The 12,230-nt window shown below is 43.8% G+C and carries 8 protein-coding genes and 1 pseudogene; 5 read left to right on the top strand and 4 right to left on the bottom strand.

The genetic code is table 11. The annotated features are described in order from the left end of the window. The 4 genes from OXH00_01310 to OXH00_01295 form a co-directional block, all read right to left on the bottom strand. The coding region (locus tag OXH00_01310; protein MCY3739636.1) for an aminopeptidase P family protein at positions 1-518 on the bottom strand (518 nt) is incomplete at its 3' end. Between the two features lie 33 nt (positions 519-551). Next, entirely contained in the window at positions 552-686 is a 135-nt protein-coding gene (locus OXH00_01305) for a hypothetical protein (protein MCY3739635.1), read from the bottom strand. 329 nt (positions 687-1,015) lie between these two features. Next, entirely contained in the window at positions 1,016-5,641 is a 4,626-nt protein-coding gene (locus OXH00_01300) for an SMEK domain-containing protein (GenBank protein ID MCY3739634.1), read from the bottom strand. Positions 5,642-6,280: 639 nt separating this feature from the next. Beyond that, positions 6,281-9,382, bottom strand: a complete 3,102-nt coding sequence (locus OXH00_01295; GenBank protein MCY3739633.1) for an N-6 DNA methylase — start codon at positions 9,380-9,382, stop codon at positions 6,281-6,283. Positions 9,383-10,153: 771 nt separating this feature from the next. Here OXH00_01295 and OXH00_01290 point away from each other — a divergent pair. From OXH00_01290 to OXH00_01270, 5 genes and pseudogenes are all read left to right on the top strand, one after another. Next, positions 10,154-10,552 carry a hypothetical protein gene (locus OXH00_01290; protein MCY3739632.1) on the top strand — a complete coding sequence of 133 codons (399 nt, stop codon included), beginning with the start codon at positions 10,154-10,156 and terminating at the stop codon, positions 10,550-10,552. Between the two features lie 11 nt (positions 10,553-10,563). Next, positions 10,564-11,271, top strand: a complete 708-nt coding sequence (locus OXH00_01285) for a sensory rhodopsin transducer (GenBank protein ID MCY3739631.1) — start codon at positions 10,564-10,566, stop codon at positions 11,269-11,271. Positions 11,272-11,381: 110 nt separating this feature from the next. Continuing rightward, positions 11,382-11,543: pseudogene (locus tag OXH00_01280) on the top strand (tetratricopeptide repeat protein). 93 nt (positions 11,544-11,636) lie between these two features. Beyond that, positions 11,637-11,867, top strand: a complete 231-nt coding sequence (locus tag OXH00_01275; GenBank protein MCY3739630.1) for a DUF433 domain-containing protein — start codon at positions 11,637-11,639, stop codon at positions 11,865-11,867. Continuing rightward, positions 11,864-12,220: a DUF5615 family PIN-like protein gene (locus OXH00_01270; GenBank protein ID MCY3739629.1), complete on the top strand. Its 357-nt coding sequence runs from the start codon at positions 11,864-11,866 to the stop codon at positions 12,218-12,220. The genes OXH00_01275 and OXH00_01270 overlap by 4 nt, the downstream gene beginning before the upstream one ends. Positions 12,221-12,230: the final 10 nt, after the last annotated feature.

The raw sequence follows: 12,230 nt of genomic DNA, 5'->3' as shown, positions 1-12,230 counted from the left end.
CGCAGCTGCGAACCGATCCACGTGAAGGCGTAATCTTTCGCTTGCAATACCAAGTGTGCGGAGGTCTGATGCCCTGCGGCTTGTGCCTCGCTCAGCCGTGCCTCTACCCGCTGTGCGAGTTCCGCAGACGTTTGTACTTCAATCCCGAACGAACGAATCCATTCCAGCGTGCCAGCATCTACCCGCGAAATATAAGGGATCTCAGCGTTTGGTGAATACTCCATCGCGACTGTTTTGATACCGGCGAGCAAGGTACGTATAGCCTCGTTAAGTTCTTCCCAGCCAGCGTAGAGCGCGACTTGCCCCGGCACATTGGTAAAATTCGATGTCTCAATTCGATGCACCAACCATCGCGGCTCACCCTGTTTAGGAATAAGGCAGAACCATCGGCGCGTGATATGTGCGCCCGCCAAGCCTGCGACGTTCTGTGCGATAGGGTTTATCCCTCGAAAATCGTATAGGAGCCACGCATCTAACTCTAACGCTGCCAGCGCATTCTGAATTTCAGTTATTTTCATGTAAGTTAGGATTTTCCTTTTTCGCTGAAACTTTTAATCTTCTGCACCGCGTTTCCTCTTCATATATTCATCATAGTACTTTTTTCTTGTGCTGACGATAGACCAAGTGGCAACACCAACACCGACTATTGCAGCGACTGAACCTATGATGATAATTACTGTAGTCATTTGATTAATCCCCAATTGAAACCTATCTCTATAGATGTTCACGTAACATGGTCTGGCAAACCATAAGTGTCAATTGTAAAAAAGGACCATCTTGACCCCGAGATACGGCGGGCACTGTTTGAAACTATGCCAGATTTTAGGCAGAAACCTTGTATACTCTAAAAATCTGTCTTTAGTCCTGTAAGGACGATATGTTTATAGCAGCATTTTAGCCTAAGTCTAAGCCCTGTAAGGGCGGCATGTTTATATTTAGAGTGAGCCAAACACCATCAAAAAATCCCTAAATTGACACCCATGGTCCCATGGTCTGGCAAACAAGTTGTATAAACTTAACGGAAAACCTCATCAAGTCGCCAAACGAGTTTAAGGGCATCCGACCAACCTATTTTGGCAAAAAGATCTAACAGCTGTAGGAGGTCTTCCAAAGCCTCGCCATCGCGCACTTCATGCCGGTAATCAGCAAGCACAATTTCAACGAATTCAACTACATCATGAACCGCAATGGAATCGAGATTATAACCGAACGGTTCACTTGATTTTACGACCCCCGTTGCTAAATGCAAAACCTCTTTTGGATTGCAGCCGAGGAAACTCTTTAAAAGTTGCATGAAATAGTGCGCTGTCGGTGCAAACATCGCACCACTTTTTGGATCTTGTGCAAAGGCAATAACCTGTTTCATCAACGGCTTGACTTCATTGTAGTAGTCGCAGCGCAACTTGCGGGAGATTTCCTTGACAGGTTCTTCAGACTGGTCTCTTTTGTGGGCAACCCCAAAGTAAAGCCTCGTGATAACCTCATCAATTACCTCGTAGAGGTTCTGTAACTGTTTTCCTACTTCCTCAGTCCTTTGCTCCTTGGGCGTGACGCACAATTTTGCAATCCCATCAGTAGCTGTAGTAATAGCTTTACTTACACATTTAGTGGCCCGTTTTATTCTCTTGCGTCCGTCAGGCGTTTTAAGGTGATTCGGTACAACGTAATCCTCCACGACTTGAGACACAAGACGGGTTAGGATATTAGTGAACCGAATTGGGTCTTTGAAAAATGTGTCTTCGATTACTTCTAATGCCCACGAATTTTCACGGTCAATTGCCAACCACATCAACAAATCAATAAATGGATCCGATGTGCCTAACACTCTTGGGCTTGGAGGGGATGGTGTGTGCTCAAGTAACTTCGCTATGATGTGAGTTATCTTGTCTTCATTTTCTCCTGTGACGATCCAATCCAACGTGCCGTAGAGGCATTCTTGAACAACACAATTCTCTTCATGAGTTGCCATTTTGTCCATAATGTGCCAGAATCTTTCTGGCGCTTTGACGTAAATCATGGGCAACTCCATTGCTATCTCCATGCAAACAGATGGTACAGGATCCCTCGCAAGTACCTCAATAGCGTCTAATATTTCTCTATCAGGTTGGTGAGACGCTAGCCGGAGTAACCCACGGGCAGCATCATGTCGTGGATATGGGGAATAACCTGGATAATCAAATTGCTCATCGTATATGGGGTTTGGTTTGGGCTGTTCATGTTCTGCTCCAGCTAAAAGCACTTGTCGGCAAAAAGTAAACGATTCACTTTCAAGATTCTTAGCAACTCGACCAAGAATTGCGATACAATCGGTTAGTTTACGCCATAGCGAATCAATTACCTTTTGATCGGCTCTCGTATTACTTTTTAGGATGGCGTGTGCTTCTTGTAACCGCGGTAAAATTAATCGAGTGGCTTCCTGAGTTGGGGCATCATTTCGCCAATCAGAACTGAATTTATCAAGAGATTCAAAAAAGCGTCGTAATTCTTGATTTTCAGGTGTAGTCGTGTCAACTCCTTGTTCTTGAAACCACATTTCCTCGGTAAAAGGTTGAGATGTGACACTAACACTCACTGGAGGTCGATTCACTGGAACGCTATTTTCACGTTCCATGTCTTCTCGAATTTCCTTTGCCTTATCTGTAAGTAGCAAATCTGCGGGAATTTGTGCAAGAAGACGATTTCTCCGCAGTTTAAGAGATTCTTGATTATCTTCTGTTTCTTCAGGAATCGCTAAGATACTTTCTTCGATCTGAAGAAGTTTGTCCTGTGTGAACTCAGATGCAGCAGCTTTCAAAAACAGACCCAATTCATAAGAAACTTCAAAATGCAACTGTATCGGTTTAGCGATGCACAACTCAAAAAGGCGTGGCGCGAAAACCTTGGGAAACTGTGATGCTATCTTCAAAAGCCGTTTCCAGAAAAACGCAATCTGCACCTCATCACGAAAAATATCAAGAATTGAATCAAAAAGCGGATCTTCTAACTTTGCCAATTCTACTATGTAGTCAAACAAGGCATTCGCAAGTTTAATTGGTTCAGGTGGAGCTTTCTGTCGATCCCATATATGACTACCGTCCTGCACAAAGCTAGCAAGTTCTCCTCGAAAATTAAACGTCTCTATGAGACCCTCAAGTGGTTTGTCTATACGTGTGTGGATAATGAAGTTATTCAGACTACGAATTACTGCTTCCACCGTGGTTGATGGTGCTGCGCAAAGGAAATTGGGGAGATGCTTTACCAACCGATATTGGCACATCCTATAATCTTGCCTGCGAAAACTTCTAAATGGTAAAATGAATCCACCCCGATGTATCTCCTCATCGCTGATCTCATAGTGGGTAAATACTGCTCTATAGACCGAGGCAACAAACTCAGGATCATGAGCCCAAATTTTGTCAACATGCTCGGTCAGTCTTGATGGAAAGTCTATTGGGAAATTGTCCCTCGGTAGCAGCTCAAGAACTTTTTCAAGGAGTGCACGGGATTCTTCAATATTTGTGTGATATGTTTTGGCAACAAGTGGTACCGCACCATAACTACCAAATCGATCATACCAATCGCTTTCGTTTGTTTCTTTTTCCTGCCATACCCATTCAAGTAGTCGCCGACCAATCCGTCCACAAGTATCTTTGACATTTTCATCCCTTGCACGCTCGAGAATATCCGAAGTAAGAGTTGCTAAATCCCAAGCAAAGTCACTGTGCAGATGTAGTGAAATTTGGTCGAAAAAATCGATCCAAAGTGTGTCACTCTCAATTTGGAGCGTCCGGAGCGACTGCAAAAGCCACATTATTGCCTTGTTTGCGGTCTCGTTCGTGCTTTGTAATTTTTCTAACGGTGGTGTCAGTTGGTCAATATCATGTGCTTCATTTGCGATGACACTTGTGGGAACCAAGTGTGCGACGAGACGCAAAGGTACAGATTGATCTCTTTGCAAAATATGCCAGAAGGCACGCCAGAAACTTGCGGAGTCCTTATAGTACCAGAGGCGGGTGAAAAAGTAGGTAAGACTTGGTCGGAGAAAGAGAGGGCGCGATGGATCTTCAAGGATAAAATTTTCAAGGTGCTGAGGCTCATCATCAATGAGTAGGACGCTAATTGCGTAATCAAAGAGAATGTTGTGAGAAAAGGCAACCCGTTTTCCCGTCGAAGATACCTTAGTTAAGATTTCATCACTCAGGAGATCATTCCATGCTGTCTGGATTAGAGTCTTACGAACATTGATCTGCCTAATGCTCAAGGAGCACTGTTCAACCATCTCGAGTGCGATTTCTTCAAGAACAGATAAACGGTCATTTTCATTGTCTGCAGCCTCTATTCGTCGGGACCAAAATAAATCAAGTAATTGGACTTCAGAACGAACCTTACTAAAAGTTCTGCGAATATCCTTGTCCGGTAAAGTGCTTAGAATCTTTTCCAATAACCAAAGATTAAACGGCTTTGCAAGGATCTTCTTAAAGTCGTCAGAACCATCGTCGTAAACAGATTTCGGGCATCCAATTTGACTTAACGCTTGTAATATCTCGTTCTTATTGAACGGTGGAATTGTGAAATGGCGACATGGAATGTCTTCGCTCTGATATTGAGTTAGATCTGCCTCATCAAGATTACCGAACAAATCTAAAAGTTCTTGAGATTTCGTTGCATCATAGGTTCTTACTGTAACGATTATATTCCATGACTCGCTGAGTTTATGAATTGCCTGTTGAATCAAGCTTAAAAAGCATTTGCGTGTTTGTTCATCCCGAGCAGCATCAAAGGCATCAAACAGTAAAATTGCTTTCTTGTCTGAAACAGGAACGGATTTCAACCTCTCAATCAGATTACCTTTGTATGATAATCCATTCTCCAAATCTTCGGGAGTGCCATTCCCGAGTCGGTCAATAGGTAGTAGAAGATGTGGTATTTCGTTGGATTTTAAATATTGGTGGAGTTCTTTCAGTAAGAAGGTTTTTCCTACGCCGGGACTTCCGATAACGACCCCGTTCCCTCGGGAGGCAAAGTTCAATAACCCGTTGCGTAATTCCTCTCGATTAATTTTTATCGCTCCCGATTCCCAGCCCCATAAATTATTAACCTGTTCTAACCAATCCAATATATCCTGCGGTTCGTCACCCGTCTGCCCTTCACCGAAATGTTGCTCAAGTATATGCTCTACTCTGCGCGTCTTTTCCAGAGAAAACCCTGAAATTTCTTTCAGTAAGTCGCTATAATCAAGTATGTCATTTTTCTTGTCAAAAGTGAATTTGCCATTTATGATTTCATCAATTTTTTTTGATTGATATCTGCTTTGTTTTTCTGTCAAGATGTAGATGACAAGACGGTCGTATTCTTTATATAGTTCACGAGCAACAAATTTTTCTAAAGTCCGTTTGACCTTTTCAGAACTAGGCGTTGATGTAATTTGGTAAGCTGTTCTCGTTTTTTTATCGCCTAAATCTATTGCGGGAAAATTAGACCCCTCGGACACATTTAAATTTTTTAAATCTGTATGTTCATAGATTTCGGAAAATAATTGAATTAATACATTTTCAGATACACAATTGATATCCCTTTTACCCATTGCTGTCGCAACCCTAATTTCATCTATAAACCTTAACATTAATTTTCCAATTCTATCTTGAGATTTTTTTAAATTCATTGAATTAACACCTCGTGCCTAACAATTCAAGGATCTTGTTACACAGCATTACGTGGCAAACACACGGCAATTAACCTTAACAAATGTGGATTTAAAATAAAAATGGAAGCGTCCCGTAGGTTGGGTTGAACGGAGACCTACTAAAAAATCGCACACAGCACATAGTTTCAAGGGAACAGAGAAACCTGAAATCACCAAAAAACCGAGTGAAACCCAACGGAAACCTATGAGACCGACACGGTTTGGGATGTTGGGTTTCGATACACCTATCTACCGCCATGGTTGATTGAAGAACGGAACGCTGTGTATAGCGAAAGTGAGTCTGTGGCTTTACCGCTCAACCTAACCTACGGAAACTATATCCAGACTTTTTAATTATCAAACTCACGTTTAACAAAATCATAGCATATTTGACAGGAAGAATCAAGGAAAATCAAAGTTATAAATATGCCGCCCCTACGGGGCTGAAGGGATGATTAGAATCTTTTTCTATAAATATGCCGCCCCTACGGGGCTAAGGAGCTTATCTGTGATACAACCTGCGTCTTGGAAATTAGGCGAGGTTGGAAAACCTCTCCAGTGAAGAGGCAGACAATCTTCATGACAGGACAGAAGGCGGAACAGCTCTCACCGAAATTTTCAGAAACTTAATTCAGGTAAGTTTTCAACAATATCCACGGTCTCCAAGCTCACTGTAATCACCTTCCCAACCAACTTCACGATGTACTGCGGGTCGTCTGTGCGGTTCGGGTCGTTGACGATGCCGCTGCGTTTGTCTGTTTTGATGCGATATTGATCTATCACCCATTCCAACGCGGAACGGGTGCCAAGCCGATAATCAAAAACCTTTGGAGGGATGCCCGATAACGTCAGGAAGTCGTTGTAGATGAGCGCGGTTTTGTCTTTGGAGAGTTTCATCTTCTCGACACGCCAATCGAGCGGCACATCTGGCGTTTGGACGAACTTGAGTTTATCGTATTCGGGTTGGGATTCGTAGGTGACATGGCTATCCGCGAGGTGCGCGCCTGCTTTCGCAAATCCCCAGAAGTCTTTGGCATAAGGGATATGTGGCAGGTCGCGTTTGAGGTTGGCTTCGTATTTCTCGCGATATTCAGGATGATGCAGGAGTCCATAGTTGTAGTGGAAGATGTCCCATTTGGTGATAGTGTCGTCTTCGTAATGCCTGCGGAACTGTGCTAATGCCCAATCGGTGATGTTTTCGCGTCGGTTTGTGCCGTCCTCGTCGTAGATGTAAAAGGGGAAACATTGGGTTTTTTCGAGTATATCAAGGGAAGGAATCAATTTCGCCATTAAAGTCTGAAAAGATTTACTACTTCCAATTCCGTTGACACAAATTATTCGATTCTCCTCTTCAGTTTTCGGTATAGGAAAGATAGAAGGAAATACATAAACCCTCTGATTCATCAACCTATCAAAGTAAAGGTTTGATTTTGTGAACGGGCGATAGAAAGATATTCTGATCTTTTCATGGGAAAAATCAGTCATTTTTCCATTTTTTAATTCCTGTTTTAGTCTGTCGGTCCACTTAATTTTTCTGTCATCAGAAATTATAAAATCATCAACTTCTGCGTCTCGATTTTTTCGTCGTTCCCACTTGGACACTTCCTCATTGTAGGTTTCAATCATCCTGTCCATGTTTTCAGCGAGTGTGTTTTGAGCAAAATTGTACGCCCATGCATCACGGCTTGTGGTAACACCGCGACTATAGGTTTTGAAAATAACATCCGCTGCCACGCCTTTGACCGCTTTTTCTTGCTTAGTTCCCATCGGAATAAAGGCTTCAAATTCAGCATGGAGACCTTCGGTGAGCCATGTATCTCGTTTGTCAGGTGTTATTTGCTCCCATTCAATATTCTGGTAATGTTGTTTTGAATTAAGGTGGTCATACTTATCTTCCTTGCGCCAGAATTCATCGACACAAGCGTAGAAAATTTGCGTTTGCGAATTTGTGTTGTCAGCCTTTTTGATGAAAAAATTGATACTCACTCCAACCTGAATTCCAAACACATTGTGTGTCGTCCCTGACAGTTTCGGATTCTTACGAACATTACCCCCCAGATCCAAAATGTAGATAGTGTCAAATTCTTCTGCAAGACGTTTCCGCATTCCATCGAACGCTACACCGTCGAGAAAACCATTATTTGTCACAAAAGCCACAACGCCATCCTCACCTATTCTATCAGATGCCCACCGAATCGCCTTGACATACGGATCGTAGAGTGCGTTTTTGAGCGTTGCTTTAGAATCTTTTGCGTAGGTGTCGGCAATCCGCTGGTCCATTGTCTTATACTTCCGGTTTTTGTTGTTGTCGTTCTCATTAACCTGCCATGCATTGTAAGGTGGGTTGCCGATGACGACGAACATATCGGTCTCTTTCTGCTTTTCGACGCGTGCCGTGTTCGCAGGCGTGAGGAGCTGCATCTGTTGGGTCTCTATCATCTCAAACGTATCCACGAGACAGATACCTTCGTAGGGTAGATAGCGGTGCGTTGCGGTGTAGAACTCTTGCTCGATGTTCATACTGGCAATGTAGTAGGGTAGGAGCATCACCTCGTTACACTGGAGTTCCGGCGGGTCGGCGGTGTATTTTTGTTCCAGTGAAATGGGATCAAGCTCCTGCATAATGCGGACGATGAAGTTACCAGTGCCGACGAATGGGTCGATGATATGTACGCCACTATCCGAAAGTGAACGATCAAACTCGGTCTGTAAGATATGCGCAACGCTTTTCACCATGAAATCGACGATCGGTTGCGGTGTGTAGACAATGCCGTGCGTATCAGCGACTTTGACGGAGAAGCCTTGAAAAAACTGCTCGTAGACAGTGTTGAGGAACCCCTGTTTCTGCGAGAAGTCGGTAATCGTACCGGCAGTCTGTTCGATCGCAGCATAGAACGGCTCTAATGGACGGAGAAATTCAGAGCGGTTGAGTGTCCGCTCGGTAAGCACGTCAATAACATTCTCAATTTCACGGGCGATAATATTTCGGCGGGTAAAGTCGGGGTTATCAAAGACCGTGCGGAAAATGCGTTCTGTCAACAGATGCTGGATGAGCATCTCCTCTATGGCAGCAACGGACAAGTTCGGATTAATCGAGGCTTGACACTGTTGATGAAAACGGGTGAACGCTTCCTGAAAATGTGGGTTGTTTTGGCGTTCTATTTCGATGAGTGCCGCCAATTTGTCACCGAGTTCCGGCACCGTGTCTTTGAAGTCAGAGACTGCTGTATGCCATGCGGAGATATTCTCCTCCTGATAGGTGAAGAAGGTCTGCAAGACATGGACGAGGTTTCTTGGTTCAGTGATGTCAAGATCGAGCTGCAGTTGTCCGTGTTGATAGAGGAGTGCGTGGGTCGGAGACTGGATGACGATATTTTTCGAGGGGTAGCCTGCAGCGAACTTCTTGTCCGCTTCAACGTACAGGTTGTCTTGGGTATCTTTGGCTTCCCAGTAGCCGTGTGGTAAACCGAACGCATCAACAACTTCACCGTCGGGTCGGATGCGTCTGTAACCCCCCTGGTCCCCCTTATCAGGTGGGAAAGAAAGCGTCTTTTCACAGAGGAGTGTAAGGTTGGAGCGGTGGCAGTAATGCTGGAGCAAGTTTTGGAATGCGGTGCGGACGGTGCCTTCATTTTCCGCACCGAGTTGCACATATTTTTCGAGTTCGGTATAGTATTCTTGGATAGGTTTGTGAGTCGTTTTGATGTTGATATCTGGCATGATTAGTTGTTAGTTTTCAGTACTCAGTTTTCAATTGCCAGAAACGGCATCAGGTGAAACACCCATAGTGATAATTACCTAAATGTTAACTTTTTTCGACTGCCCGGTATCCTTGATTTTTAGGCGTAAAATCTGGGGATTTTATGAACATTTCGTGAACATTCCATAAAATTCCATGAACAATCATGAACATGCACTATATGTTCATTTTTTCCCTCTGCGGAGATTTAGATTCTAAACTTACGCAGCCAGTGTGTTTGTTCGATAATTTGTCTATGCCACGATGCCGCTTTATCCGAAAATGTTCACGATTGTTCACGAAATTGTTCATGATCTTCTTTTGCGAATTTGAGGGGCTTTTATGCCACTGGTTATGTAGGTTCGTGGGTATCCATAATTTTGGATTTTCGGAATTTTCATGAACAATTGGGCAATATTTTTTTTACCGAGTTCCACCCCGAAGTGCTATAAACCTAATGGATACAAGGGATAACGGCACTTGATAAGATTGATTCTTTTTTGAATTGTTCATGAAATCCAATTTGTTCCTATTTTTTCATGTTAACTTTAAGTTAATTTTGGAGGCAATTCTGTTGGTTTAGATGCTCTTGAAAAAAGTCGTTACTACAATATATATGATAACATATTTAACCTAAAATATCAAATTTTTTATTGGTCCCGCAGAGGCATTCAGTTGTCAGCAATCAAATGTTGACAATTAAGAATTCACACCGTATAATACGCTTTGAAATCAACACGAAGGACGAAAAAATGAACCTTACAGGCGGCTTGAAAGACGAGATATTAAGTCGTCAATCGAAACCTATGGATCAATCCGAGAAACAGAAATATCCGCAAGAATACTTAGAGAGATGTCGGCATCCGGAAATTCAAGCACTCTGTCCCGAAACAGAAGTTACCGAAGACGTATGGATACCGACATCCGAACAACTCCAGCAACTCTTAATACAGAAACTCCCCTATCCGGATCGGTCAGTTTTTCAACGCTCCGCGGAGGGTTGGGAATACCAGACCTATTTTCGGGAGTGGGCTGCCGATTACGGCACCTATATTGATACACATCGCCAATTCACTGGAACCGACGCTGAGAGCGTACTTTTGCAGGCACTGATGGCACTGCTCGGTATTAGTGAACGATGGATGGTTTAGCAGAGGAAATTATGAATTTCGGAACATTACTTACAACGGTTGATGAATATAAACTACAAGACATCTCGCGTGAAACCGTAACAACACTCCTGAATGACTCCCTTGGTGATTGGCTCGCATCGCAAGGCATAAGTTCCCTCACGATGTTCGGAGATAACACAGTATGCCTGAACGTGAGAGGCGAGTTAAAACATACTATATCAGTAAAGGGAATAGAAACACACTCCCGATTTCTTGTAATCTCACTGGACCAAGTGGCTGACAATCCCGAGGCGATAGCGGATGCCCTCAAAGCCTATAGGTCAGAGGGTGATGGGGCTTATGTTTGGGTTATTCCTGATGGTTACATGGCAGCACTCACACCAGCAGAGCAGGCATGGGAACAGCACGGCGGTGGCTATTTTTCGCATGAATCTATCTGTATCTCCAACACCGCCGATATAGACACCCGTTGTCTTTTAGAGGTACTTTACGAGGATATTACGCTGGAGAACGTCTCCTGTGAGTTTGACGTGCCAGCCCATCGTTCTGTACATTATCGACTCGATAAACTCAAGGACGAAAACGGCGAACCGTTAATTGCCAAAGATGCCCCTGTCAGTTACAAAATCACAAGTCGCGATGCCCGGGTCGTCGTCCAAGGATCGCGTATCCTGACAAGCGGCGAAAACAGCGCGTTTGCCAGTTTCGGAACCGTGATGGCGTGGTGCCCACAATAGCCCATTTTTCTCTGTAGTGCTAATATAGGTGGAGGCTTACGAGGATAATATCAAAAACTCTTGCATTTGAAGGTTTGGATAGTGTATACTGAAATGAAAGGAGCATCCAAATGAAAACTAACCACAAATCACTATCTGCTGAAACTTACTTCACGCGGGGGAACGAGAAGAGCAAGTCAGGGGACTATATAGGGGCTATAGCTGACTATAATACAGCCATCCATCTAAAACCAGATTTTGCCCGTGCCTACTACAAGCGAGGGAAAGCGAAAAGCGAACTCGGGAATTTCTCCGCAGCAAAGTCCGATCTCGAAATTGCAGAAAAACTTGTAGCAAAAATCGGCGATGCAAGTCTCAAAGTCATCATTGAACAGGAACTTCGATTAAGCCGAATTACTTTTAATCCAAGCAAGTGTGGCGGACGTCCATGTATTCGGGACATGCGGATTCGCGTCACGGATGTCCTCGGATTGCTCGCGAGTGGGCTTTCTATTAAAGAGATTCTTGAAGAAATGCCGGATCTGGAAGCCGAAGATGTTCTGGCATGCCTTCAGTTCGCTGCTCACAAAATGGACGCTCCTGTAATTACCAAATGAAGTTTTGGATTGATGCCCAACTTTCTCCGGCCCTGGCACCATGGCTCAGGGACACTTTTGCAGTTGAAGCGTTTTCTATCCAACGACTCGGGCTTCGAGATGCAAGTGACGAAAGTATTTTCTCTGCAGCCCGATTGGAAAAAGCGATTGTAATGACCAAAGACCAAGACTTTGTGCAATTATTAGAAAGACTTGGTCCTCCGCCTCAAGTTGTTTGGGTAACTTGTGGCAACGTATCAAATGTCCAAATGCGCACTATTTTGCGACAAGACTTCCGAAGTACGCTTTTACTTTTGCAACAAGGTAAATCCTTGGTAGAAATCCCTGATCTCACTTACACCGGTCGCTCTTGATTCAGGGCAT

The sequence above is a fragment of the Candidatus Poribacteria bacterium genome (assembly GCA_026706025.1).
GTDB lineage: Bacteria > Poribacteria > WGA-4E > WGA-4E > WGA-3G > WGA-3G.
The sequence above is the reverse complement of the archived record's forward strand: the minus strand, read 5'-3'. Positions and strand labels throughout refer to the sequence as shown.

Excerpts from the sequence above, each read along its gene's own strand:
- OXH00_01290 (MCY3739632.1), top strand. The coding sequence starts at position 10,154 with ATGAACCTTACAGGCGGCTTGAAAGACGAGATATTAAGTCGTCAATCG.
- OXH00_01295 (MCY3739633.1), bottom strand. The coding sequence starts at position 9,382 with ATGCCAGATATCAACATCAAAACGACTCACAAACCTATCCAAGAATAC.
- OXH00_01285 (MCY3739631.1), top strand. The coding sequence starts at position 10,564 with ATGAATTTCGGAACATTACTTACAACGGTTGATGAATATAAACTACAA.
- OXH00_01305 (MCY3739635.1), bottom strand. The coding sequence starts at position 686 with ATGACTACAGTAATTATCATCATAGGTTCAGTCGCTGCAATAGTCGGT.
- OXH00_01270 (MCY3739629.1), top strand. The coding sequence starts at position 11,864 with ATGAAGTTTTGGATTGATGCCCAACTTTCTCCGGCCCTGGCACCATGG.
- OXH00_01300 (MCY3739634.1), bottom strand. The coding sequence starts at position 5,641 with ATGAATTTAAAAAAATCTCAAGATAGAATTGGAAAATTAATGTTAAGG.